Origin of the sequence: Streptomyces vulcanius, assembly GCF_042653945.1 — a bacterium.
Lineage (GTDB): Bacteria > Actinomycetota > Actinomycetes > Streptomycetales > Streptomycetaceae > Streptomyces > Streptomyces mangrovi.
The window spans coordinates 149,043-172,978 of record NZ_JBHSFK010000023.1 but is presented as its reverse complement, the minus strand read 5'-3'; the positions used below and the strand labels follow the sequence as shown (position 1 = coordinate 172,978).

Sequence of the window (23,936 nt, the reverse complement as noted above, 5' to 3'; positions counted from 1 at the left end):
GGCCCCCGCGCCGCACCCGTGGGGACGGGGGACGGCGCAGCCTCGGGCCCGGCGGCCGGACCACTCCCCCCGGCCGGCCGCCGGGTCCGAGGACACCGGCCCATGGGGACTCGCCGCTCCCGATCGACGGAGGGCACATGCCAGGAAACGACGTGAGAGCCAGGAGACACATGAGGAGCGAAGGTGACCTCGAGGGGCGCGGTGTCGTCGTGACCGGTGCGGGATCCCGCATCGGACGGGCCTCGGCCCTCGGTTTCGCCGCGCTGGGCGCCAAGGTCCTGGTCACCGACCGGGACGGGGACGCCGCCATACAGGTGGTCAAGACCATTACCTACGCGGGTGGCATCGCTCGCGCCGTGACCGGCGATCCCTGTGACCCGCGGGTGGTGGACGAGGTCGTCACGACGTCCGTGGGAACCTTCGGCGGGCTGGACGTCCTGGTACACAACACCGGGATCCCCGACCGTACGACCGCCCTCGCCGACACCGACGACCCGGACGACACCGAGTGGCACCGCGTCATCGCGGCCGGTCTGACCGCGCCCTATCTGCTGACCCGCGCCGCGTTGCCGCACATGCTGGCCAGGGGACACGGGGCGATCGTCCTCACCGTGTCCGAGGCCGGTCTGCGCGGCGGCGCCGCGGGGGCCGCCTGCACCGCCGTCGCACACGGCGCCGTCGGCCTGGTGAAATCCCTCGCCGCGCGGTACCGCGAACACGGCATCCGGGCCAACGCCATCGCCACCCCCATCGACGCCGGCATTGATCCCGGCCGGGGCGACTCCTGCGCCGAGCCCGCGGAGCAGGCCGACGCCGTGCTGTTCCTCGCCTCCGGGGCCGCGAAGAAGGTCAACGGCGTCGTCCTGCCCGTGGGGTGACAGCAGCCGAGTGGGGACGGTCGGTTACGCGGACTGCCGAACGATCACTCGTGCCGGTTCGGGAGTGGTGTCGGCCGCCGGCAGGCCAAGTGCGTTGCGCGCGGCGATTCGGCCGATGGCTTCCGCGTCGATGTGCACGGTGGTCAGGGCAGGTGAGAACAGTGCTCCGTGCGGGGTGTCGTCGAACCCTATGACCGCGAGATCCTCCGGTGCCCGCAACCCGATGTGTCGCATCGCGGCGAGGGTCAGGAGTGCGAGGTCGTCGTTGTAGGCGAGGACGGCCGTCACTTCCGGGTGTTCGGCGCGGAACGTCCGTAGCCGTTCCTCGGCGGCGTCGAGGTCGCCGGGCAGGACCATCGTCGGGCAGTCGGCCAGGCCCGCGGTGTGAGTGGCCTGCCGGATGAGCCGCTCTCGCAGACCGGCGAGAGCCTGGAGTTCCGGGGTGTCCGGCATGGCGGTGGCGAGGTGTCGGTGGCCGAGGCCGACGAGGTACTGGACCGGGACGTCGGCCTGCGCGGAGAAGGCGTCGAGGGAGGTGTCGGGGGCGATCGCGTCCGCCCGGCCGGCGTTGCCCAGGTCGATCACGGCCCGTGCGGAGACGGCCTGGGCCACGTCGGAGAGCGCCTGCGAGGAGAGGTGGCCGTGCAGGACCAGGAGCACGTGCTGGTGCGCCGCGAGCTCGGCGTCGAGGCCTCGGATGTAGCTGCCGAGACTGTTGCCGGTGGGGATTCCCTCGACGTTCAGCAGGACGATGCGGGACGCCCCCTTGCGCAGCGCCTGCGCCGAGCCGTTGGGGACGTAGCCGAGAGCGCGAGCGGCCTGCTGCACCCGCTCCCGCGTCTCCTGGGAGACGTGCCCGGCCGCCCCGTTGAGGACGAAGCTCACCGTGGTCTGTGAGACGCCGCTGGCCCGGGCGACGTCCTTGGCTGTCGCGCGCGGGGACTTGCTCACTTCACTCGCTCCTCGGGACGGGGGCCGACAGCGGCCTCCTGCGTGCGGTCTGGCCTGGCCTGGTCTGGTCTGCTCGGGTCCGGCCTGAGGGTTGTGCGGTGCGGGGTGCGCTGGATACCGTACCGCAGACAGTTGGTAATACGATTTACCTTCGGTGGGATGCAGGTCCGGGACCGGATTCGAGGAGAGGCGCCGATGAAGCTCGACCTGGTCGACCCGGAGCTGCGCCGCAGCGTCGCGCGAATGCCGCGCCTGCCGATCCGTCGGAAGTGGGGGCGCCATGTCGTGCGCGCCCTGGTCCGTCGGCGCGGGCTCGGTGAGCCGGTCGCGGGCGTCGGCATCAGAGACATCGGCCAGGGCCCGGGCATCCGCGTGTACACCCCTGCCGCCGGTCGTTCGGGGGCGGCACTGCTGTGGGTGCACGGCGGTGGGTACGTCATCGGCGATGTCGTCCAGGACGACGCCTTCTGCTCCGCCACCGCCCACGAGCTCGGCATCGTCGTCGTTTCGGCGAACTACCGCCTCGCCCCCGAACACGCCTTCCCTGCCGCGCTCGACGACACCGCGGCCGCGTGGCAGTGGTTGCGGGAATCAGCCGGGGAACTCGGGGTCGACCAGGCGCGCATCGTGGTCGGGGGTGCCAGCGCCGGCGCAGGTCTGGCGGCCTGCCTGGTGCAGCGGCTGCGCGACGCCGGAGGGGTCCAGCCGGTCGGGCAGTGGCTGTTCTCTCCGATGCTGGACGACCGCACCGCCGGGCGTCGCGAGCTCGACCAGGTGCAGCACCGGGTGTGGAACAACACCGCGAACCGGACCGGTTGGGGCGCATACCTCGGCGCCGGGCCCGGCGGCCCACGCACCCCTGACTACGCGGTCGCGGCCCGACGCACCGACCTCAGCGGGCTGCCACCGGCCTGGATCGGCGTGGGCGACATCGACCTGTTCGCCGACGAGTGCCGCACCTACGCCGGACGCCTGCGCGACGCGGGCGTGGACTGCGCATTCGACCTCGTCCCCGGCGCGCCCCACGGCTTCGAGGACTGGGCTCCCGACACTCGCGTCGCCCGGGAGCTGCTGGAGCGCAGCCGCGCCTGGTTGGGCGCGCGGGTGACCGGATCGGCCCCGGCCGTCCCCGGCGAGGCGTAGGCCTTCGCGGAGGGGTGTGCCGACCGCGTCCGCACGGCCGAGACCGCTGCCTTCACATCCGCATATCGGTACATCGCCACAACGACTGGTCGTGAGGAGCGACGGCCCCGGACCGGTGCCCGCCCCACACCCCACGGAGATCACATGATGCGCACATCCTTCAACGACGGCTGGCAGACCCGCCCCAAGGTCAACCCCTTCGCCGAACTGTCCGGCTCGACGGTTCCCTTCCGCCCGGTGACGCTGCCGCACGACGCGATGATCGAGCGGGAACGCGCCGCGCCTGGCGGCGAGGTCACGATGGAGGGGGGCGCCGGCGCCTACTTTCCCGGCGGGACCTACGAGTACCGCAAGACCTTCTCCGTTCCGGAGGAGCACCGGGGCAAGCGGATCCTCTTCGAGTTCGAGGGCGTCTACCGCGATGCCGTCGTCTTCATCAACGGGGACTACGCCGGGCAACGGCCCTTCGGGTACGCGCACTTCCACATCGACGCCGACCGTTTCCTGCGCTTCGGCGAGGACAACGAGATCCGCGTGGAGGCCCGCACCCACCGCGACTCGCGCTGGTACACCGGCGCGGGTATCTACCGCGACACGTGGATGCTCGTCGGCGAGGTGGTCCGGATCGCGCCCGACGGGGTCCGGGTCACCACGCCGGACATCGACGGGGAGCGGGCGGTGGTCGAGCTCGCGACGAGGGTCGAGAACGACTCGACCGCGGTCCGTACGGTCGACGTCGTCACCGAGATCCGCGACGCCGACGGGAGCGTCGTCGCGGGCGACGTCTCGAAGGTCACGGTGCTGCCGGGCGAGCCCGCGACCGTGCGCCAACGCCTGTACGTCCGCGCCCCGTTGCTCTGGAGCACCGACTCGCCCACCCTGTACGCCGCCACCGTGACCCTGAAGGACCTGGACACCGAGACCGTCACCTTCGGCATCCGGTCCCTGAGCCTGGACCCCGAACGCGGCCTGCGGATCAACGGCGAGACGGTCAAGCTGCGCGGCGCATGTGTCCACCACGACAACGGAGTTCTGGGCGCCGCGACCTTCGCCCGGGCCGAGGAACGCCGGGTCCACCTCCTCAAGGACGCCGGGTTCAACGCGATCCGCATGTCCCACAACCCCATGAGCAAGGCGATGCTGGACGCCTGCGACCGCCTCGGCATGCTCGTCGTGGACGAATCCTTCGACGTGTGGACGTCCGGCAAGAGCGAGTTCGACTACAGCCTGAACTTCCCGGAATGGTGGGAACGCGACATCGAGGCGATGGTCGCCAAGGACTTCAACCATCCCAGCGTCATCATGTACTCGATCGGCAACGAGATCCCCGAGACCGGCTCGCCCTTCGGGGCCGCGTGGGGGCGCAAACTCGCCGAGAAGGTCCGCTCGTCGGACCACACGCGCTATGTCACCAACGCGGTGAACGGCATGCTCGCCGTCATGTCCGAACTGGGCAAGCTGCTCCGACAGTCACAGGAGAGGGCGACGGAGGACGGCGCCGGCATCAACACCCTCATGGCCGACGCCGGAGACATGATGAACGCGATCAGCGCCTCCGGCCTCGTCACCGAGAAGACCGCCGAGTCCTTCGCCGTACTCGACGTCGCCGGCATGAACTACGCCGAGGCCCGCTACGCCCTGGACCGCGACCTGTTCCCCAACCGCATCATCCTCGGCACCGAGACCTTCCCCACCCGCGTCGACGGCAACTGGCGTCTGGTGAAGCAACACGGCCATGTCATCGGCGACTTCACCTGGACCGGCTGGGACTACCTCGGCGAAGTCGGCATCGGGCGCCCCCAGTACGCCACCCCCGGCGCACCCCGCCCCTCCCACACCGCGCCCTACCCCTACCTGCTCGCGGACTGCGGCGACCTGGACATCACCGGCCACCGCCGCCCCGCCTCCTACTACCGCGAGATCGTCTTCGGCCTGCGCACCCGGCCCTACATCGCGGTCCGCAGGCCCGAACACCACGGCAGGACCTGGGCGGGATCGCCCTGGGCCTGGAGCGACACCCTCGCCGGCTGGACCTGGCCCGGCTTCGAGGGATCCCCGGTCACGATCGAGGTCTACGGCGACGCCGACGAGGTCGAACTCCTCCTCGACGGACGCTCCTTGGGGCGGCAACCGGTGGGCGAGGACCACCGCTTCCGCACGGAGTTCGACACGACGTACGAGCCCGGCGAACTCCTCGCCGTCGCCTATCGCGACGGCACCGAAACCGGCCGCCACACCCTGCGCTCCGCGACCGGCCGGGTGGAGCTGCGCGCAGAGGCCGACCGCCAGGTCATCACCGCGAACGGCGGCGACCTCGCCTACATCGCCCTCACCCTCACCGACCCTGACGGCACCCTCCACACCGCGGCCGACCGACCGGTCACGGTCGAAGTCTCCGGCGCGGGCGTCCTGTTGGGCTTCGGGAGCGCCGACCCGGCCTCCGAGGAACGCTTCGACGCCACCGAACGCCGTACGTATGAGGGCCGCGCCCTGGCCGTCCTCCGGCCGACCGGTCCCGGCAAGATCCACCTCCTCGCCTCCGCACCCGAGTGCGACCCGGTCGAAGTCCTGGTCGACGTCGACTAGCAGACGCGACCCAACGGCGGCCCGGCACCGCGCACACCCAACGCGGTGGTGCGCGCGGAGATGCTCCCGGACCGGCCGGTCCGGGAGCTCGAAAGTCACGTCACGCGGCGCTGCGGGTTCTCACGCCCTTGGCTTCGAAGTCGTAGATGCGCTGATTGATACGGAGACCGTCGACGGCACCGATCCACATGTAGTCGCGGCCCTTGCCCACCGCGGCGGTGTAGATGGTCGCCCCTTGGCTGTCGGCGTCATTGAGCGCGGTCTTCACCTCCGCGAAGGTGCACTGGTCGGCCGCCGGGCAGACCTCGCCGCCCGTGAGGTACCAGTAGCCGTTCGTGGTGGCGTCGATGAACCCGCTCCACCTGTTCGTCACCACCGTGGTTCCGTCCGGCACCCACACCAGCGTGGAGTAGTTGTCGGCCGGAAGCGCACTCAGGTTCGGATCGATCTCGAACTTGATGTTCGGCAGGTTCCCCGTACCCCCGTAGCCGACGTTCTCGCCGGTCTGGAAGACATGGAACCCGAGGTTGTCCAGGCCCAGAACCGGATCGCCGAAGAAGTCGACCTCGTTGCCGAAGTCGACCTTCTCGCTGGGAGGAGTCAGCGAAGTGGAGTTGTTCGCCACCTCGATGCCAAGACTGCCCTGTCCGTAGGGCGGTCTGGCCGACGGTCCCGTCACGCCGAACGAGCCGAACGGGCCGTTCCTCAGATCGGCGACGGGAGAGCCGATCGTGTTCCGGGTGATCACGCCCCAGTGGTCTGAGCGCGATCCGTCTCCGTATCCGTCGGCGAGAGCAGGACCCGATCCGGAGAGGGTCGAAGCGACGATCGCGGCCAGCGCTGTGACCGCAAGCGCCCTTACCCGGTTCACGCCAAAGCGAGCCTTCACACTCACTCCTTCCAGATAGCTGAAGGGCCGGACAGGTGCCGGTCCCCGGCGGGCGCGAACGCGCCACCGTGCCTGACTCGGTATTGACAATGACTATGACATATTCACACAATTCACCCATTAACACCCCAGATGCAGCAGGCTTTGATCGTGAAGGCATGGAAGAGCAACCGTTGGAGGCGCGGAAGGCAGGGACCGCGTACGAGCGGTACACAGGACGTGGAGCCGCCTGGTCGCACGGGAGTTCACGGTGCGGCATGGGGGTGGGAATCGACCGGTCGGCGGGGTTCGTCCGCTCGGCCCGGGCCGCGGCCTGCGGCGCCGCGCGGTTCGTCGTGGCGGATGCGATGTCGCTGCCCGTGCGTGACACCGCCTGCGATGTCGCCGTCAGCGGCCTGGCACTGAACTTCCTTGACGCCGCTCTCGCGGTGGATCCGTCCGTGGCCGCGCTGGACGAGGACCGCCGGTTCCCCGTCTGCCGTCCGGAACCGCTGCGCGGAGTGCGGGCCGGCGCGAGGCTCGCCGACGTCCGCGTCGCCCCCCTGCGATGACCACTGTCCCGGACCCCACGAGGAGTCGCCCCACGCGTGGTGACACCGAGCGCGATCACAGGCATCTCACCAAGGCGGAAGCGCGGCTGTTCGAGAACTCGCCGGCGCCCGTCAACCTTGCCGAGATCGCCAAGCACGCCGAGGTGTCCACCGCGACGGCCTGTCGACGCCACTGAGGGACTTGCCCAGGCGCTCGCCGAGCCGCTGCGGCAGACCGCCGAGGAACTCGGCCTCGAAGACCTCGGGGACGAAGCCCTGTACCTGTGGAACGCCCTGTTCGGCCGGTCTGCGGGCCGGTGACAAGGAGGGTCTCGGAGGCTGCGTTCTTGTGAGCACTTCCCGACCGCGGGCACTGCCCGGCCCTACCGTCCGGCTATGAACACGAGTCGTGGAAGAGGAAGGACATGGCGCGGCGCCGCGTTGGCGGTGCTGCTGGCCTCGGGGGCGCTCACCGCAGCCGCCCCGGACGCCTCTGGAGCGGGCACGCGGACCGAGACGCCCGTGGTGTCGACGCACCCGGCCGACGGTGTGACCGAGTCGGTGGTGCGGGTGAAGGTGCCGTTGCCGGCGTCCTTCGGCGCCCGTCCGGCGGCCTGCGACTGGCTGTCGTACCTGCGCTACCGCTCCGCCGGAGGACCGCAGGTGTCGGCCGACGCCGACCGGATCCTGATGGCCCAGCCGGGCATCCTGGAGGGTGCCGGAGCGTTCGACAGCGTCGCCCGCCAGACCGTGGCGAAGGCCGCCGCCGAGGGGCGGCACATCGAGTTCTGGGCGCTGGACCGGCGCTCCAACTGTCTGGAGGACCGGACCGGCATCGCCTCCGGCGACCAGCACGCGGCCGTCGACTACTACTACCGCGGCGGGCAGGTCGACGGCCGGACCTTCGGGGGGTTCGTCGGGAACGACCGGCTGGGGTGGATGGCGAAGCTCGGGATCGAGCAGACCGTGCGGGACGAGTACGACCTGCTCGTCCACGAGTTGCCCGACCAGGGCCTGAGGGAGCGCAAGGTGCTGTGCGGCGGGCACTCGCTGGGCGGGGTGATCACCGGGTACTTCGCGGCGGCCGACTTCGACGGCGACCCCGCCACCACGGCGGACGCGGGACAGAACCAGTGCGCCGGGTACTTCGCCCTCGACACGACGGTCTCCACCTCGCTGGCCGACCTGAGCGGCAGCATCCCGGACGACACCGACCTGCCGGACATCGGGCTCGGTTACGCGGCGGTGCAGGCGGGGCTGGACACGGGCCTGCTGTCGCGCTCGCTGTCCGCGCCGGTGCTGCTCAATCCGGAGACGATGACCCTGCTCGCCATCGCCGGCATGGGTGCCGTGGCCGATCCGGACGGCGAGGCGGACCTGCCCGCCTATCTGCCCTCCAACGTCAACATCGAGGCCACCAACAGGTTCCTGTTCTCCAAGGACACCGCCGCCTTTCTCACCGGCTCCCCCGGGGTGAAGGACTTCCGGCTCACCAACGCCGCCGTGCTCGGGGCGCTGATGGACGACAACTCCGTACCCCTGGCGTTTCTGCAGAGCAGTGTGGGCCTCTTCGACGGCGGGCCGGTCACCGACAAGAACTTCCCCGCCGCCAACGGCAGTTCGCAGCCGACGCAGTTGTTCGGCGTCGAGTACAAGGCCATCCCCGCGCAGCCGCACGGGCCGCTGTACACCTGGCGCGACTACGACCGGGTCGGCGACGCCGACGATCCCGGGTACCGGTCGGCCGACGGTACGCCGTTCACCGGGGCGGGCAAGGAGGTCACCGACATCCAGGAGCTGGCGCGCAGTCTGGCGGAGCAGCCGCTGGACTTCACCGAGCAGTACTTCCCGACCAAGCTGGTGACCGACATCCAGCTGGCCACGTCGCCGCAGGTGAGGAGACTCGTCGTCCATCCGGAAGGGCTGACGGCCCGCCCGACGCTCACCGTGCTCGCGGGCGACGGGCTGCTCGCCGGCCGTGTCCCGGCCGACCTGCACCCCGTGGTCGCCGCCGGCTACCAGCACCTCGACGTGCTGACCGCGGCGCCCGTGCAGAACGACGGCCGGCCCGAGCCCGTGTCCAGCAGTCTCACGGCGTTCGCCCGTTCGCCGCACTAGACACCGCAAGGGGCCCGGGAGGAGATTCCTCCCGGGCCCCTTCCCCGTGTGCCGGATCAGACCTTGGTCGCGGCGAACGTGGCCGCCGCCGTGGCGTCGGAGGTGTAGCCGAGGTGCGCCAGCACGTCGTCGCCGCCGTTCTCGCAGATGGGGTCACCGTCGGCGCAGAAGTCGATCGTGCGGCTCTGGTAGGTGCCGGTGACACTCTTGCCGAGGGCCCGGATCGGGTTGCCGAACAGCAGCACCGCGGCGACCTTCGGCTCGACGGCCGCGGGGAGGGTCGCCACGATGGGGCTGCCGACCACCGCGCCCGCGCTGCTGATTCCTATGGAGTTGTCGACGACGTTCGCACCCTGCGAATAGCCGACGAGAATGAAACGCTGACCGGGGCAGGCCGCCGCCTGCGCCTTGACATGGTTCACCAGGTCCGCGTTTCCCTGCGCGGCGGAGGTGAGGGAAAGGTCGGCGGGATAGTTCACCGCGTAGCTGGACAGGTTTTTGCCCGTCAGTTTCTGCCGGAGCGCGGAGTACACCGGGTCGCCCACGATCAGGCCGAGGGTGCCCGGTTCGAAGGTGCCGCGGGCCGCCACGACGTCGATGTCCGAGCAGGCGGCGGCCGAGGCCATGGGTGCCGAGAGGGTGGCGAGACCGGCCCCGCCGACAAGCGAGAGCGCGGCGAGGCACAAGCGGATACGCATGGGGATCCTTTGCGGGTGGGGCGCGTGAAGCGCCTGTTGAAAAGGACGGTCCCGAAGGTATTCGCGTTTTCCGCACGGGTGTTATGGACGGGAATTCAGAAATCCCCGTGATTATTGTTCCGAAGTTAGTGTCGGTGTGGAGCGCAGGGCGAGAATCAGGTCCAGGCGGGTGTCCGGGTCGTGCAGGGCGTCGCCGAAGAGCTTCTCCAGCTGACGCAGGCGGTAGCGGACCGTCTGCGGGTGGATGTGGAGCCGGGCGGCGACATCGGGCACGTTGCTGCCGCTGAGCAGCCAGGCCAGCAGCGTCTCGGCGAGCCGGGGGCGCTGTCCCTCGGAGGCGGCGTCGAGGGGCGCGAGGGCCCGGGCCTGGAGCCGGTCGAGCACCGGCTCGTCGCTGTGCAGCAGCAGGGTGGACAGGTGGTCGGCGCAGCGCACCACGCCCTGCCGGGGAAGGATTCCGCGGCCCATCAGCCCCAGTGCCCGGGTGGCCCAGCGCAGGGAGCGCGCGGCCTCGGTGACGGGGACCGTCGGGCCGATCGCCGCCGGGCGGCCCTGCAGACCGAGGGTGAACGACCGGCTGCCGAACCGGCCCGATCCTTCCGGGTCCGGCACCAGCACGCGCGGCGGCCGTGACTCCATGTCCACCAGCGCCCCGGGCATCGCCTGGGGCGGCTCCCCCGCGTTCGGGTCCGCGGGGGCCGCCAGCGTGACGACGGCGACCTGGGCGGGAACCCGCCACCGCGCGCCGTGCGCCAGGTCCTGCACCGCCTCCGGGGACACGGGTCCGTCGCCAAGGAGCAGTTCCAGCAGGCGCCTGCGGCGCCGTGCCAGTTCGTCCGTGCTGTGCGACTGTGCCTCCGCGTAGCCTGCGGCGGCGGCCTCCGCGACCTCGTGCACGGTCCGGAACGCCAGTTCACCGAGTGCGGTCACGGTCGTCGAGTCCAGCCCGAGTTCCTCCGCCGTGCGGCCCATCAGCCGCCAGGCGTGCAGGCCGCCCACACGTAACGCGGACTGCAGGGCGTCGAGGCTGCGGCCCTCGACGGCCTCGCCGCGCCCGAGTTCGTAGTACGTCGCGGCGATGGCGGCTCCCTGGCCGCGCGGGTCGGCGATGTGGTCGACGAACAACGTGAGCGCCTGGACCACTCCGGCCCTGAGGTTGCGGCCGTAGGCGCCGTCGGCCGGCCGCGCGTACTCGGGGACCTGTCTGCGGACCTCCTCCTCCACCTCGTCGGCGACGTCCTCCAGCTGGGCGCGCAGCAGATCGGCGAGGTCGCCCCGAACGGAAGCGGCTCCCGAAGCGGCTGCGGGACCGGTGGGCACGCCGTGCGGTGTGGGGCCGGCCACGACGGACACTCCTTTCACCCGGAGACGGCTCGCCCACGGACCGTTGCCCGCGGGACGAGGGGGACGTCCTGTGTTGGACGCACGCCCCTTGCGCTCCGTTCCGTGCCCCGGCTGCACCGACATCACTCCGGCACTCCCAGCGCACCGGCGAGCATCGGCCATGACGCGGTGAACTCCCGCTTCCAGTAGGTCCAGCTGTGTCCTCCTCCCGCGTAGTAGTGCGTGGTGACCGGGATGCCCAGGAGTGCGAGGAGGTCGGTGAAGGCGTGCGCGGAGGGCCACAGGGTGCTTTCCAGCACCCCGGGCAGCCAGTCGCCGAGGTCGCCGGGCACCCCGCTGCCGCTCGAGACGTACAGGGGGGTGCCGCGCAGTCCGGTGGCGCGGGCGCGCGGGTTGAAGTCGCGCCAGGTCAGGGCGTTGAGGATCGGGTTGCCCCAGAGGGAGAGGGGCACCAGGTTCTCGCGGGCCACGATGGCGTCCATGAGGGTGGGCACGCCGGGGGCAGTGGTGTCGAGGATGCCGCTGTAGGAGGCCGCCGCGGTGAACACGCCCGGGTGGCGGGCCGCGTGCGCCATCGCGCCGTAGCCCCCGGTGGAGACGCCGGCCACGGCCCGTACGCCGGATGCCCGGTAGTCGCGGGCGAGCAGCGCCGGGACCTCCTGGAGCTGGAAGGTCTCGTAGTCGGTGCCGCCGCGCCATGCGGTGGGGATGCCCGTGGGGCCGGCGTCCGGCATGGCCACGATCAGGTCGCGGCCCTCGGTGAAGGCCTCGATGTCGGTCTCCCTGGTCCAGGACGTGTAGTCGTCGTGGGCGCCGTGCAGGAGATACAGGACCGGGTAGGTCCGGGTGGGCCGGGCGTCGAAGTCCGACGGCAGGATCAGCCGGACCGGCGCGGCGCGTCCCAGGGCCGGGGATGACACGGACACGTCGAAGGTGCGCGGTACCCGCCGGGTCGCGGCCCGGGCCCGTCCGCCGGCCGCGGTGGTGCCGAACAGGGCGGCCAGGCCCGTGGTCACGGCGGCCCTGGTGACGGCGCGTCGGGACGACATGCCGGCGGTGCTTCGGGACGCTCCGGCGGTGTGCTGCGGCATTGCGGCTCCTCAAGGCTTCGGTCTTCGGGCTTCGGTCTTCGGGCTTCAGTCCGATGCGGCAAGGGTCTGCCGCAGATGGGCGGCGATCTCGTCGACGTGCGGCGGGTCGAGCAGGGACAGGTGGTGCCCCGGGACCGGTACGACCGTCAGGTCCGGGCACACCTCGTCCCAGCCGAGGGCCTCGTCGTCGCGCTCGTAGGCCGGGTCGCGCACGGTGTGCGGGGCCGGTTCGGTGGCCCGGTACAGGAGCACGCGGCCGTCGTAACGGCCCGGGCGGTGGGCCTCTCCGATCCTCAGGTCCAGATAGGAGGCACGGTGGTGCTCCAGCGCGGCGTCCGGCACCTCGGCGGCCCCGCGCAGGGCCCGCAGCACGAGGTCGATGCGCTCACCGTCGTCGTCGATCGCCAGGAGTTCGTCGTACGGCAGCCGCAGTTGGACGCCGTAGGTGTCGGCGACGTGCCGGGCGAAGCCCGTGAGGTGCGCGCGGACCCGGTCGGGCATGGGGAGGGGCCGTACGGAGTCGATGAGCACCACCATCCGCACGTCCCGTCCGTCGGCGGTGAGTCGGCGTGCCGTCTCCTGGGCGAGGAAGCCGCCGAAGGACCAGCCGCCCAGCACAAGAGGCCCGCCCGGACGGGCGGCGGCGATGGCCCGGGCGTAGCGGCTCGCCTTCTCCGGCACGGTACGGGCGTCGTCCAGCCGTTCCAGTCCGTACACCGGGCGCTCGTCGCCCAGGCGTTCGCCGAGTGCGCGGTAGACGCTCGTGGGGCCGCCGGCCGCGTGGAACAGGAACAGGGGTGGCTGTGATCCGGTGGTGCGCAGAGCCCGCAGCGGTGCGGACGCGCCCATCGCCTGCCGGATGCGGTCGGCCACTTCGGCGACCGTGGCGGCGGTGAGCAGGTCGCGCAGGGGCAGTTCGATCCGGAAGTCGCGCTCCAGGGCGGTGCGGATGCGGACGCCCATCAGCGAGTCCAGGCCCAGGTCTGACAGCGGTGTGGCGGGTGTGACGCGGGCCGCCGGATGGCCGGTGACGGCGGCGATGTGGTGGCTGAGGCGGGCGGTGACCGACGTGGGTGGTTCCTCCGCCTCCGCCGTCGTCACTTTCGCCGCCGCGCCGGGCGTGCGGCCGTCCGTCCACCAGTACCGGGTGTGGCGCCAGCGCGGCGCCGGGAGGTCGATGACCCGGCCGGACGGCGGCGGAAGGGGCAGGCCCGCCGCGTGGAGGGCGCCCAGCTCCGAGAGGAACGCGGCGGATCCGTCCGCGTCGCGGCGCAGTGTGCCCACGGCGAGGGCGCCGGGCACGGTGTCGGTCACCGGCCGTGCCAGGACCGGGTGCGGCGAGATCTCGACGAAGGCGGTGTGGCCGTCGGCTGCGGCTGCCGCGAGGGCCCGGTCCAGGCGTACGGGCCTGCGGAGGTTGGCGGCCCAGTGGGCGGCGTCGAACGCGCAGTCGCCGCGCGGGTCGTCGAGGACGGTGGAGTAGACCGGGACGTGCGGGCGCCGGCCCCGGATGTCGGACAGGGCGTCGGTCAGTTCCGGCAGCAGCGGGTCCACCTGCGGTGAGTGCCCGGCGCCGACGACCCGCATGGCCCGGGCGGTGCGGCCCCGCTCTTCCAGCCGGTGCACGAGCCGGCCGACGGCCGCCTCGTCGCCGGTGACGACCTTCTGCCGGGGCGAGGAGTGGACGGCGATCCGGACACTCGGGAACTCCCTTTCCAGGACGGCCAGTTCGTCGTCGTCCAGGTCGACGACGGCCATCGCGCCGCCGTGCAGTCCGCTCAGCAGCCGGGCCCGTACGGCGACGACCCGGGCGGCGTCCGGCACGTCCAGGGCGCCCGCGCAGACGGCGGCGGCCACCTCGCCCATGGAGTGGCCGATCACCGCGGCCGGTTCGACTCCGTGGCCGCGCCACAGCTCGGCGAGCGCCAACTGGAGCCCGAACAGGACGGGTTGGGCGACATCGAGGCGATCGAGAGCTCCGCCGGACGCCAGGTGGCCGTGGAAGGAGAAGCCGAACGCGTCGGCGAGCCGTGCGTCGAGTTTCTCGACGGCGGCGGCGAAGTCCGGTTCCTGGGCCAGCAGTTGCCGTCCCATACCCGGCCACTGGCTGCCGTACCCGGAGAACACCCATACCGGGCCGCGCCCGACGAGATCGCGGTCGCCGGTCACCACCCGCGCGTCCGGTCGGTCCCGCGCCAACGCGTCGAGGGCGTCGGCCAGTTCGTGCCGGTCGTGGGCGACGACGGCGGCGCGCACGGGTCCCCGGCCGGTGCGTCCGGCGAGCGTGCGGGCCACGTCGGCCGGGCGGGCGGTGTCCGCCTCGGGTGTACGCAGCCACGCGGCGAGCCGGGCCGCGGTGTCCCGGACCCGCTCGGTGCCGACGTCGGACAGCAGGTGCAGACGGGCGGCCCGCTCCTCGGCAGGGGGCGGCGGGAGGACGTCGGGCCGCCATTCCTCCAGTACGGCATGGGCGTTGGTGCCGCCGAACCCGAATCCCGACACCCCGGCGGTGGCCGTGCCGCCGTAGCGGGGCCACGGCTCGGGTTCGGTCACCACCCGCAGCCGTACGTCGTCCAGAGCGCTGCCGTGAGCGCAGTGCAGCGACGGCGGGACGAGGTCGTGATGGAGGGCGAGGACCGTCTTCACCAGGCCGGCGAGGCCCGCGGCGGACTCCAGATGGCCGAGGTTGCCCTTGACGGAGCCGAGCAGCAGCGGCTGGTCGGGGTCACGTCCCGCGCCCAGTACCGCACCGAGCGCGCCCGCCTCGATCGGGTCGCCGAGCGGGGTGCCGGTGCCGTGCGCCTCGACGTGGTCGATGCGGGGCGGGGCGAGTCCGGCCCGGGCGTAGGCGGTGGTCAACAGTGCTTGCTGGGCGGCTGGGTTGGGCGCCAGGAGGCCGTTGGAGCGGCCGTCGGAGTTCACGGCGGTGGCGCGGATGACGGCGAGCACGCGGTCGCCGTCCCGCTCGGCGTCGGACAGCCGTTTCAGGAGCACGGCCGCGCAGCCCTCGCCGCGCCCGATGCCGTCGGCCGCCTTGGAGAACGGCTTGCAGCGCCCGTCCGGGGCGAGCGCGCCGGCCCGCTGGAACGCGACGCCGACGACGGGCGACAGCAGCAGGTTGACGCCGGCGGCGATCGCGGTGTCGCTCTCGCCGGTGCGCAGGCTGACGCAGGCCTGGTGCACGGCGACGAGAGAGGACGAACAGGCGGTGTCGACCGCCATGCTCGGGCCTCGGGTGTCCAGGACGTACGCCAGCCGGCCCGCGGTCACGCTGAGCGCGGCGCCCGCCGGGGCCCACGGGTCGACGGCGGCCGGGTCGGCGCCGGTGAGCTGTCCGTACTCCGGGGCGGAGACACCGACGAAGACGCCGGTGGCCGTGCCGGCGAGGGCGGCGGCCGGGACGGCGGCGTGGTCGAGGGTCTCGCGGACTACCTCCAGGAGGATCCGCTGCTGAGGGTCCATCACCGCGGCCTCGCGCGGGGTGACGCGGAAGAAGTCGGCGTCGAAGCCGGCGATGTCGTCGAGGTAGCCGCCGTACGCGGGGGCGTCGGCGGGCGGGAAGGCGGTGAAGTCGCGCCAGCGGTCTGCCGGGACGCGTCCGATCGCGTCGACCCCGTCGACCAGCAGCCGCCAGTACTCGGCCGGGCCACGCACCCCGCCGGGCAGCCGGCAACCGACCCCGATGACCGCGACGGGCTCGTCGGGTACGCTCCGGGCTTCGGGCATGTGCCGCGCCTCGGTGTCGCCGCACAAGTGCGCCACCAGGGCCTCTACCGTCGGTGCCTCCCACAGCAGCGTGGCCGGCAGGTCACGTCCCGTCGCCGCCGACAGGTCCCCGGCCAGAACGACCGCGTCCCGCGAGGACATGCCGAGGTCGGCCAGCGGCACGTCCGTCGGCGCCTCACCGCCGGTCCACTCGGCGATCCGCTGCACGATCAGGCGGCGCAGTTCGGCCGCGTCCACGGAACTCATCGCGCGCCCTCCGCGGCGTAGGCGCCGTCCAGGTACCGGGCGCGGGTCAGGGCGCGCGACACCTTGCCGCTCGACGTGCGGGGCACGGTGCCGGGAGGGACGAGGACGACGTCGGCGAGCCGCAGTCCGTGCCGGGCGGAGACGGCCGCACGCAGGTCCCGCACCAGGCCCGGGACGTCGGTCTCGGCGAGCCGGGTGACCCGCGTGTGCTCGGCCACGACGACCACCCGCTCACCCTCGCCGCGCCGGACGCCCGGGACACCGAAGGCGGCGAGCCGGTCGCGGCGCACGGCCGGATGGGCGTCCTGGACGGTGGCCTCCACGTCCTGCGGGTAGTGGTTGCGGCCGTCGACGACGATGAGGTCCTTCAGCCGCCCGGTGACGATCAGCTGGCCGTCCAGGACCGTCCCCAGGTCGCCGGTGCGCAGCCAGCCGCCGGGGGCGTCGGCGAGGACGCCGCCGAAGACGCGCCGGCTCTGCGCCGCGTTGTTCCAGTAGCCGCGCCCCACGTTGGGGCCCTGCACCCGGATCTCGCCGACCTCCCCCTCGGACAGGACGGCCCCGGAGACGGGATCGACGACGCGGACCCGCTGGCCCGCCGGAGTACCGCAGCCGGCCAGCTGCACGGCCCGGGGGTCGTCGGGCCGTGCGGGCAGGGCCTTTCCGGTGGCGAGGGCGTCACGGTCGAGCGCGAACCGGCGCAGCGGCCCGCCGGGGCGGGCGGCGCTCACGAAGACGGTGGCCTCGGCGAGCCCGTACGACGGACAGTGGACGTCCGCGGCGAGCCCCTGGGCGGCGAACGCCGCGTGGAAGCGGTCGGCGGTGCCGGGCCGGACCGGTTCGCTGCCGTTGATCAGCGCGGCGACATCGTCCAGCCGCAGGTCCGCCTTCTGCGCGTCGGTGACGGCGGAGACGCAGTAGTCGTAGGCGAAGTTGGGCGCGGCGCTCACCGTGCGCGGATGCGCGGCGAGGAGCCGCAGCCAGCGCGCCGGTTCGTGCAGGAACGCGGCCGGGTCCATGAGGACCGACAGCAGTCCGCGTACGACGGGGGCGGCGACGCTCAGTACGAGGCCCATGTCGTGGAAGAGCGGGAGCCAGCCCACACACGTCACCGGATGGGTGTCGGCTCCGTAGGCGGTCAGCGCTTGGTGGGCGTTGGCGACCACGTTGGCGTGGGTGATCTCCACGCCGGCCGGGGCGCGGGTGGATCCGGAGGTGTACTGGAGATACGCGGTCGCGGCGGGGTCCGGGGCGGGCGCGGACCAGTCGCGGGCGGCGGTGTCCGGCACCTGGTCGGCCGCTACGACGGGCAGCCCCGTGCGTGCGCACCACTCCCCCATGGCCCGGCTCGTCGTCACCACGACCGAGGGGCCGGCGTCGGCCAGCACCCCGGCGAGCCGGTCCCCGTGTCCGGGCAGTCCTGGCGGATACAGCGGTACGGCGACCAGGCCGGCCGTGAGCGCCGCGAGGAAACCGGTGATGTAGTCCGTGCCCTGCGGGCACAGCAGCGCGACCCGTGCCCCGGGCTCGGCCTCCTCGACGAGCCGGGCGGCGAGGGCGCGTACGCGCAGGTCCAGGCGTTGCCAGGTCAGGGTGCGGTGGGTGCCGCGCGCGTTCGGGGCGGGGTGTTCGACGAAGGTGAACGCCCGGCGGTCGGGGGTGGTTTCGGCCCAGTGCCGCACGTACTCGGGGAGAGTCCGGCTGTCGTCCATCGGGCGTTGCTCCTCACGTCACGGTGTCGGGCGGATCAGAGCGGGATGTTGCCGTGCCGGCGCTCCGGCATCGGGGCGCGTTTGCCGCGCAGCGCGCGCAGGGCCCGGCAGAGGTGCGCGCGGGTGTCGCGGGGGGCGATGACGGCGTCGACGTATCCGCGTTCGGCGGCGGGGTACGGGGTTCCGTGGGTGGCCTCGTAGGCGGCGACGAGGCGGGCGCGCAGTGCCTCGGGGTCGTCGGCGGCGGCGAGTTCACGCCGGTGCAGCACGCCGACGGCGCCCTCCGCGCCCATGACGGCGATGCGGGCGGTGGGCCAGGCGAGGTTGAGGTCGGCGCCCAGGTGCTTGGAGCCCATCACCGCGTACCCGCCGCCGTACGCCTTGCGGACCACCACCGTGATCTTCGGGACCGTCGCCTCGGCGTAGGCGTACAGGAGTTTGGCGCCGCGCCGGATGATGCCGGCCTGTTCCTGGCCGACGCCGGAGAGGTAGCCGGGGACGTCGGCGAAGGTCAGCAGCGGTATGCCGAACGCGTCGCAGAACCGTACGAACCGCGCGGCCTTCTCGGACGCGTCGATGTCGAGGACACCGGCGGCGTGCAGCGGCTGGTTGGCGACGAGCCCGACGGTGGCACCCTCGATCCGGGCCAGGGCGCAGATGATGTTCGGCGCGAACAGCTCCTGTACTTCCAGTAGTTCACCGTCGTCGACGACGGCGTGCAGGATGTCGCGCATGTCGTAGGCCTGGCCGGTCCGGTCGGGGACGACCCGGTCGAGCCGGTCGTCGGCGGGAGCGGAGCCGGGCGCGTACTCCGGCGGCCGGCCGAGGTTGTTGGCGGGCAGGTACGACAGCAGGTCGCGTACGGTGTCGAGGGCGTCCTCCTCGTCGACGGCCAGGAAGTGGGCGTTGCCGTTGACGGTGTTGCTGGCGCGGGCGCCGCCCAGTTCCTCGGCGGTGGTGCGCTCGCCGGTGACGGCCTCGATGACGTCGGGCCCGGTGACGAACATGTGCGAGACGCCGTCCACCATCACGGTGAAGTCGGTGATGGCCGGCGAGTACGCGGCCCCGCCCGCGCAGGGTCCCAGGATGACCGAGATCTGCGGGATCACCCCGGACGCCCGCACATTGCGGCGCACCAGCTCGGCGTAGAGGGCGAGCGAGGCGACGCCCTCCTGGATGCGGGCGCCGCCGGAGTCGTTGAGGCCGATGACCGGGCAGCCGGTCTTCAGCGCGAGGTCCATGAGGGCGACGGTCTTCTCGCCGAAGGCCTCGCCCATGCTGCCGCCGAAGACCGTGGAGTCCTGGGCGAACACACAGACCGGCCGGCCGTCGACCGTGCCGTACCCGGTGACGACTCCGTCGCCGTAGGGTCGGCGTGCGTCGTCCCCCGTGGGCCGGGCCCGGACGAACAGGCCGGTCTCCGTGAAGGACCCCTCGTCCAGCAGCCTTTCGATCCGCTCCCGCGCGCCGAAGGCGCCGGGTCTCCTCGGCGGGCCCTGCACCACCGCCTGCGCGCGACGGTGTTCCAGGTCCGCTATGCGTCCGGCGGTGTGGTCCGCCGCGCTCGTCACCGTCGTCCGGGTCGTTGTCGCCTCTCGCTTCACAGCCACCTCCGAAGTGGTCCTCGAATATGGCAGTGCCGCGGGAGCGTCCCGGGGTGATCGGGGCTCTGTTTGCGTGAGATGAGTCCTGGGGGCCGGAGGTTCGTCGTGAGGTGACAAGCGACGGCGCCGGCTCAGCCCTTGATCCCGCCTTCCTCGACCCCGCGGAAGAAGAACCGCTGGAGGCCGAAGAAGAAGAGCAGGATGGGTGCCACCGCGATGACGGTGCCGGCCGCCACGACCCGCGGGTTGTCGAAGAACGTGCCCCGCAGGGCGTTGAGGCCGACGGTGAGCGTGTACTTGTCCTGGTCGGACAGGACGATGAGCGGCCACAGGAAGTCGTTCCAGGAGCCCACGAAGGCGAAGATCGCGACGACGGCGGTCGCGCCCTTCACCTGCGGCACGCAGATCAGCAGGAAACGCTTCCAGACGTTGGCCCCGTCGATGACCGCCGCCTCCTCCAGGGCCGCCGGAAGGGAGAGGAAGGCGTTGCGCATCAGCAGGACGTTGAGGGCCGCGACAGCCGTCGGCAGGGCCACCCCCAGCAGGGTGTTGTTCAGCCCGAGGGAGCGCATCAGCAGGAACTGCGCCACGATGATGATCTCGCCGGGCACCAGGAGCGCGACGACGAACACGGACAGTGCCGCGCCCCGCCCCGGGAAGCGCAACCGGGCCAGGGCGAAGCCCGCGCAGGTGGCCCCGACGACGTTCGCTGCGACGGAGATCAGCGCCACGATCGCGGAGTTCAGCAGGTAGTGGAGTACGGGTACCCGCCGGACGGCCTCCCGGTAGTTCTCCAGTGTGGGATCGCCGGGAAGCAGCTGGGGTGGTCGGCTGTAGAGGTTGTCGCCGGTGCCCTTGAAGGACAGCGACAGCTGCCACACGAACGGGCCGACGAGGATCACGAACACCAGGACGAGCGCCACATGGCGCAGGACGCCCGCCCCGGTGCGGCGCTGCCGGCTCATTCGGCGTCCCCGTCCCGCCGTTGCAGCCGCAGTTGGACCAGCAGCATGGCCAGGGTGATGACGAACATGACGACGCTGATCGCCGTCGCGTAGCCGGTGTCCGCGGACAGGCCGGTGCCCTCGCGCTGGATGAGCATCGTCATCGTCATGTCCTTGCCGCCTGTGCCGCCGGTGTTGCCGGAGAGCACGTAGATCTCGCTGAAGACCCGGAACGCGGCCACCGACGACAGCACACCGACCAGGGCCATGGTCGAGCGGACCCCGGGGACCGTCACCGCGAGGAACCGCCGCACGGGGCCCGCCCCGTCGACGGACGCCGCGTCGTAGAGGGCCGGAGGGATGTGTGCGAGCGCGGCCAGATAGATGACCATGTAGTAGCCCATGCCGGTCCACACGGTGATGAACATGGCGCTGAACAGGAGGAGCCAGCGGTCCGCGATGAAGGGGACGGGCGTGGAGATCAGCCGCAGCGAGGACAGGAGTTCGTTGACCAGCCCACGGCTGTCGAGCAGATTGGTCCAGATCAGTCCCACCACGACCGCGGACGTGACGACCGGCATGTAGTACGCGCTGCGGAACACTCCGACGAACCTGCCCGGCCGGCTCACCAGGCAGGCCAGCAGCAGCGGGAGCACCACCATGAACGGGACCACGCAGACGACGTACAGGCTGGAGTTCAGCAGAGCGGTCCAGAAGCGGGGGTCGTCGGTCAGCCGACCGTAGTTGTCCAGGCCGATGAACCGGCCGCCGCGCACCATCGTGGCGTCGGTGAAGGACAGGACCACGGTGTTGACGAACGGGAACAGCACGAAGACGACCGTGACGACGAGCCCGAGGGTGAGGAAGAGCCAGGGCGCCGTCCACCGGTGGTGTGTCCGGCTGACGGGGGACGTCACGTCCGGTCGAGTCTGTCGTTGCAGAAGTCGACGGTGTCGTCCAGGGCCTGTTTCGGGGACTTGTCGCCCTTCAGCGCCAGGGCGACCTGCTCGCGCAGTTCGTCCACCATGGCCTGGGAGAAGGCCGGTGGCCAGTGGACGACGGCCCGCTCGATCTGTGCGGCGGACTCGACCCGGACCCTGCCTTCGTCCGTTGCGTCGTCCTTGGTGAAGAACGGGTCGTCGAGCGTGCCGGCGGTGGCCGGGAAGATCGCCGCCCGGTGGGCGAACGCCAGCTGGTTCTCGGCGTTGGTGGCGAACTTGGCGAACGCGACGGCCGTCGACGCGTTCTTGGTCCTGGAACTCACCGCGAGGGACTCGATGTACATGTTCGGCGCCGAGTTGGCGATCATCGGGCCGATCGCGACGCTCTTGTAGATGTCCGGGGCGTTCTTCTTGAAGTCCGCCAGGTTGTAGGCGCTGCCGGGCAGCCAGCCGAGGCGGCCCGCCTTGAACTTGTCGACCTCGCCGACCTGCTTCTCGTTGAGGATGTCCTCGGTCAGCGCTCCGGAGTCGTACATCTCCTTGTACCGGGTGAGGAGTTCGACGCCTTTGTCGTTGTTGAAGGTGAACGCGGTGGCGTCGTTGTTCATCAGCTCGACGCCGTAGGTCCCGAAGGTCTCGATCACCGGGGTCCGGCCGAGCATCGAGTACTCGCCCTTCGCGGCGTCGGCCATCTCGTCGGCCTGGGCGAACAACTCGTCGTACGTTTCGGGGATGTTCTTCGGATCGAGGCCGGCCTCGGACATGAGCGCGGTGTTGAAGAACGACGGCCCGGTGTTGAGGTAGAAGGGGTAGCCGTATGTGCCGCCGTCGATGCCGGCCCAGGTCATGGCGTTCCAGGCGGCGGGGAGGAAGTCCTTCTTCGCGGAAGGGTCGGCCTTGGCGATGTTCAGCAGCATGTCCGCGCCGGCCAGGGTGTAGCCCGCCTCGGGGCCGAGGTCGACGACGTCCGGCAGATTGCCCGCGGCGGCGTCCGCGGAGAGCTTCTCGGAGTATCCGTCGGCGGGTTGGTCGATCCACTTCACGTCGGTGCCGGGGTACTTCTTCTCGAAGGCCGCGACGAGGTCGGTGAAGTAGTCCTGGTACCCGCCCTTCAGGTTCCACGTCTGGAAGGTGACCGCCCCGGTGACCTTGCCGCCGGCCGACGCGCCGGGATCGCCCGCGTCGTCGTCACCACCGCCGCCCACACCGCAGCCGGCCATCCCCAGACTCAACGCCATGACCGCGCTCGCGGCCCCCCATAATCTCGTCCGTCGCATCGTGAACTCCCTTGGTCGGTGGTGCCGCAGGTGAGTTTTGGACGGGGCCGGAGCCCGGGAAGACGCGAGCGACACTAAGGCGCTTAAGTTGAGAGTGTCAACGGTCGGTACCCAGGGTGCTGGCGCGGGCGATCAGGGACGGCACCCGTTCCTCGTGGTCCTTCGCCGGTTCACCGGCCAGCAGCTCGAGCAGCCGCTCCGCCACGTCCGCGCCGAACCCCACCGCGTCGCGCCGCAGCGCGGTGAGCGCGGGCGTGAGCGCGGTGCACACCGGGGTGTCCTCCCAGACCACCACCGCGACGTCGTCGGGGATGCGCAGTGCGTGCCGGCGGATGACGCCGACACCGGCGACCGCGAGCACCTCGTTGTCGTAGACCAGCGCCGTGGGCCGCGGTCCGCCGAGGAGCACGGACTCGGTGACGGCCGCGCCGGCCGCCGCCGAGAAGTCCGTGGGGAGGGTGCGGCAGTCGCTGAAGCCGAGGTCGCGCCCGGTCCTCTCGAAGGACTCGATGCGGCGGTGCACATGGAGCATGGAGGCGGTTCCGGACAGATAGGCGACCCGGTCATGGCCCGTGTCCTTGAGGTGCCGCATGATGGCCCGCATCGCCGCGGCGTCGTCGATCGAGACCGAGGGCAGGGCTCCCCCGGGGTCGGGCCCGCCCGCGATGAGGGCGGGCAGGCCGAGCGCCGCCACGGCGGCCGGCCGTGGGTCGTCGCGCCGCAGATCGACCAGGACCACTCCGTCGACCCGCTGCTCGTGCTGCCACCTCCGGCAGGTCTCGATCTCCTCCTCCACGGACCCCACCACCTGGAACAGCAGCCCGTAGTTCCGGCGGCTCAACACCGTCTGCATCCCGGTCATCAGCCGGTGGAAGAACAGCTCCGTCCCGACGTCCTGCGCGCTGCGCGCGATGACCAGGCCCACGGTGGAGGATCCGGCGCCGGTGAGGGCGCGTGCCGCCGGGTGCGGTGACCAGTTCAGCTCCCTGGCGACCTCCAGCACGCGGCGACGGGTGGCCTCCGAGACACCGGGCTTCCCGTTGAGGGCGAAGGAAGCCGCGGCTTCGGATATCCCCACCAGGTCGGCGATGTCCCGGAGCCTGGGACGACGGCCCTCGGCTGTCATGGAAACCTCGATGTGTTGTGACCCCGCCGAAGCTGATGTGACGTCAACTGCCTCTTGCAGCACCAACTTTAGCGCTTTAGTGTCGGCTCCGTTCTGGACTGCGCGACCCGACCCGTGTCCGCCAGAGGGGAC

Annotated in this window: 18 protein-coding genes; 6 read left to right on the top strand and 12 right to left on the bottom strand. The window is 71.7% G+C overall.

The features are described 5' to 3' along the window. The first annotated feature begins 170 nt into the window (after positions 1-170). On the top strand, positions 171-878 hold the full coding sequence (locus ACFPIH_RS31675; protein ID WP_381176074.1) for an SDR family NAD(P)-dependent oxidoreductase: 708 nt from the start codon (positions 171-173) through the stop codon (positions 876-878). Positions 879-902: 24 nt separating this feature from the next. Here ACFPIH_RS31675 and ACFPIH_RS31670 read toward each other — a convergent pair whose 3' ends face one another. Further along, positions 903-1,829 (bottom strand): LacI family DNA-binding transcriptional regulator, encoded by a 927-nt coding sequence (locus ACFPIH_RS31670; RefSeq protein ID WP_381176071.1) that lies wholly within the window; start codon positions 1,827-1,829, stop codon positions 903-905. A 195-nt stretch (positions 1,830-2,024) separates the two neighbouring features. Here ACFPIH_RS31670 and ACFPIH_RS31665 point away from each other — a divergent pair, with 195 nt between their 5' ends. After that, positions 2,025-2,972, top strand: a complete 948-nt coding sequence (locus ACFPIH_RS31665; protein ID WP_381176068.1) for an alpha/beta hydrolase — start codon at positions 2,025-2,027, stop codon at positions 2,970-2,972. Positions 2,973-3,116: 144 nt separating this feature from the next. After that, positions 3,117-5,558 (top strand): glycoside hydrolase family 2 TIM barrel-domain containing protein, encoded by a 2,442-nt coding sequence (locus ACFPIH_RS31660; protein WP_381176065.1) that lies wholly within the window; start codon positions 3,117-3,119, stop codon positions 5,556-5,558. Positions 5,559-5,658: 100 nt separating this feature from the next. Here ACFPIH_RS31660 and ACFPIH_RS31655 read toward each other — a convergent pair whose 3' ends face one another. Further along, a complete protein-coding gene (locus ACFPIH_RS31655; protein WP_381176062.1) occupies positions 5,659-6,306 on the bottom strand; it encodes a hypothetical protein in 648 nt (215 codons plus the stop codon). Between the two features lie 230 nt (positions 6,307-6,536). Between ACFPIH_RS31655 and ACFPIH_RS31650 the strand changes: the two genes are divergently transcribed. From ACFPIH_RS31650 to ACFPIH_RS31640, 3 genes are all read left to right on the top strand, one after another. Next, the gene (locus ACFPIH_RS31650) at positions 6,537-6,998 is read left to right on the top strand and encodes a methyltransferase domain-containing protein (RefSeq protein ID WP_381176059.1); all 462 of its coding nucleotides are present in this window, start codon (positions 6,537-6,539) and stop codon (positions 6,996-6,998) included. Then, the gene (locus ACFPIH_RS31645; protein ID WP_381176057.1) at positions 6,995-7,174 is read left to right on the top strand and encodes a hypothetical protein; all 180 of its coding nucleotides are present in this window, start codon (positions 6,995-6,997) and stop codon (positions 7,172-7,174) included. The genes ACFPIH_RS31650 and ACFPIH_RS31645 overlap by 4 nt, the downstream gene beginning before the upstream one ends. A 199-nt stretch (positions 7,175-7,373) precedes the next feature. Then, a complete protein-coding gene (locus ACFPIH_RS31640) occupies positions 7,374-9,095 on the top strand; it encodes a hypothetical protein (RefSeq protein WP_381176054.1) in 1,722 nt (573 codons plus the stop codon). A 56-nt stretch (positions 9,096-9,151) separates the two neighbouring features. Here the strand turns inward: ACFPIH_RS31640 and ACFPIH_RS31635 are convergent, their stop codons facing one another. From ACFPIH_RS31635 to ACFPIH_RS31590, 10 genes are all read right to left on the bottom strand, one after another. After that, entirely contained in the window at positions 9,152-9,793 is a 642-nt protein-coding gene (locus ACFPIH_RS31635) for a cutinase family protein (RefSeq protein WP_381176051.1), read from the bottom strand. A gap of 111 nt (positions 9,794-9,904) precedes the next feature. Next, a complete protein-coding gene (locus ACFPIH_RS31630) occupies positions 9,905-11,137 on the bottom strand; it encodes a PucR family transcriptional regulator (RefSeq protein WP_385877942.1) in 1,233 nt (410 codons plus the stop codon). 122 nt (positions 11,138-11,259) lie between these two features. Beyond that, a complete protein-coding gene (locus ACFPIH_RS31625; protein WP_381176045.1) occupies positions 11,260-12,228 on the bottom strand; it encodes an alpha/beta hydrolase in 969 nt (322 codons plus the stop codon). 45 nt (positions 12,229-12,273) lie between these two features. Next, positions 12,274-16,200: a beta-ketoacyl synthase N-terminal-like domain-containing protein gene (locus ACFPIH_RS31620; protein WP_381176042.1), complete on the bottom strand. Its 3,927-nt coding sequence runs from the start codon at positions 16,198-16,200 to the stop codon at positions 12,274-12,276. Beyond that, the gene (locus ACFPIH_RS31615) at positions 16,197-17,912 is read right to left on the bottom strand and encodes a fatty acyl-AMP ligase (RefSeq protein WP_381176039.1); all 1,716 of its coding nucleotides are present in this window, start codon (positions 17,910-17,912) and stop codon (positions 16,197-16,199) included. The genes ACFPIH_RS31620 and ACFPIH_RS31615 overlap by 4 nt, the downstream gene beginning before the upstream one ends. 35 nt (positions 17,913-17,947) lie before the next feature. Then, positions 17,948-19,516, bottom strand: a complete 1,569-nt coding sequence (locus tag ACFPIH_RS31610) for an acyl-CoA carboxylase subunit beta (RefSeq protein ID WP_381176141.1) — start codon at positions 19,514-19,516, stop codon at positions 17,948-17,950. A 131-nt stretch (positions 19,517-19,647) separates the two neighbouring features. Further along, on the bottom strand, positions 19,648-20,481 hold the full coding sequence (locus ACFPIH_RS31605; RefSeq protein WP_381176036.1) for a carbohydrate ABC transporter permease: 834 nt from the start codon (positions 20,479-20,481) through the stop codon (positions 19,648-19,650). After that, positions 20,478-21,377 (bottom strand): carbohydrate ABC transporter permease, encoded by a 900-nt coding sequence (locus tag ACFPIH_RS31600; protein ID WP_381176033.1) that lies wholly within the window; start codon positions 21,375-21,377, stop codon positions 20,478-20,480. The genes ACFPIH_RS31605 and ACFPIH_RS31600 overlap by 4 nt, the downstream gene beginning before the upstream one ends. Beyond that, positions 21,374-22,678: an ABC transporter substrate-binding protein gene (locus ACFPIH_RS31595; protein ID WP_381176030.1), complete on the bottom strand. Its 1,305-nt coding sequence runs from the start codon at positions 22,676-22,678 to the stop codon at positions 21,374-21,376. The genes ACFPIH_RS31600 and ACFPIH_RS31595 overlap by 4 nt, the downstream gene beginning before the upstream one ends. Before the next feature lie 97 nt (positions 22,679-22,775). Next, the gene (locus ACFPIH_RS31590; protein ID WP_381176026.1) at positions 22,776-23,804 is read right to left on the bottom strand and encodes a LacI family DNA-binding transcriptional regulator; all 1,029 of its coding nucleotides are present in this window, start codon (positions 23,802-23,804) and stop codon (positions 22,776-22,778) included. Between the last annotated feature and the right edge of the window lie 132 nt (positions 23,805-23,936).

Coding starts and splice junctions, on each gene's coding strand:
- ACFPIH_RS31675 (WP_381176074.1), top strand. CDS start 171: ATGAGGAGCGAAGGTGACCTCGAGGGGCGCGGTGTCGTCGTGACCGGT.
- ACFPIH_RS31665 (WP_381176068.1), top strand. CDS start 2,025: ATGAAGCTCGACCTGGTCGACCCGGAGCTGCGCCGCAGCGTCGCGCGA.
- ACFPIH_RS31660 (WP_381176065.1), top strand. CDS start 3,117: ATGATGCGCACATCCTTCAACGACGGCTGGCAGACCCGCCCCAAGGTC.
- ACFPIH_RS31650 (WP_381176059.1), top strand. CDS start 6,537: ATGACTATGACATATTCACACAATTCACCCATTAACACCCCAGATGCA.
- ACFPIH_RS31645 (WP_381176057.1), top strand. CDS start 6,995: ATGACCACTGTCCCGGACCCCACGAGGAGTCGCCCCACGCGTGGTGAC.
- ACFPIH_RS31640 (WP_381176054.1), top strand. CDS start 7,374: ATGAACACGAGTCGTGGAAGAGGAAGGACATGGCGCGGCGCCGCGTTG.
- ACFPIH_RS31635 (WP_381176051.1), bottom strand. CDS start 9,793: ATGCGTATCCGCTTGTGCCTCGCCGCGCTCTCGCTTGTCGGCGGGGCC.
- ACFPIH_RS31625 (WP_381176045.1), bottom strand. CDS start 12,228: ATGCCGCAGCACACCGCCGGAGCGTCCCGAAGCACCGCCGGCATGTCG.
- ACFPIH_RS31620 (WP_381176042.1), bottom strand. CDS start 16,200: ATGAGTTCCGTGGACGCGGCCGAACTGCGCCGCCTGATCGTGCAGCGG.
- ACFPIH_RS31615 (WP_381176039.1), bottom strand. CDS start 17,912: ATGGACGACAGCCGGACTCTCCCCGAGTACGTGCGGCACTGGGCCGAA.
- ACFPIH_RS31605 (WP_381176036.1), bottom strand. CDS start 20,481: ATGAGCCGGCAGCGCCGCACCGGGGCGGGCGTCCTGCGCCATGTGGCG.
- ACFPIH_RS31595 (WP_381176030.1), bottom strand. CDS start 22,678: ATGCGACGGACGAGATTATGGGGGGCCGCGAGCGCGGTCATGGCGTTG.
- ACFPIH_RS31590 (WP_381176026.1), bottom strand. CDS start 23,804: ATGACAGCCGAGGGCCGTCGTCCCAGGCTCCGGGACATCGCCGACCTG.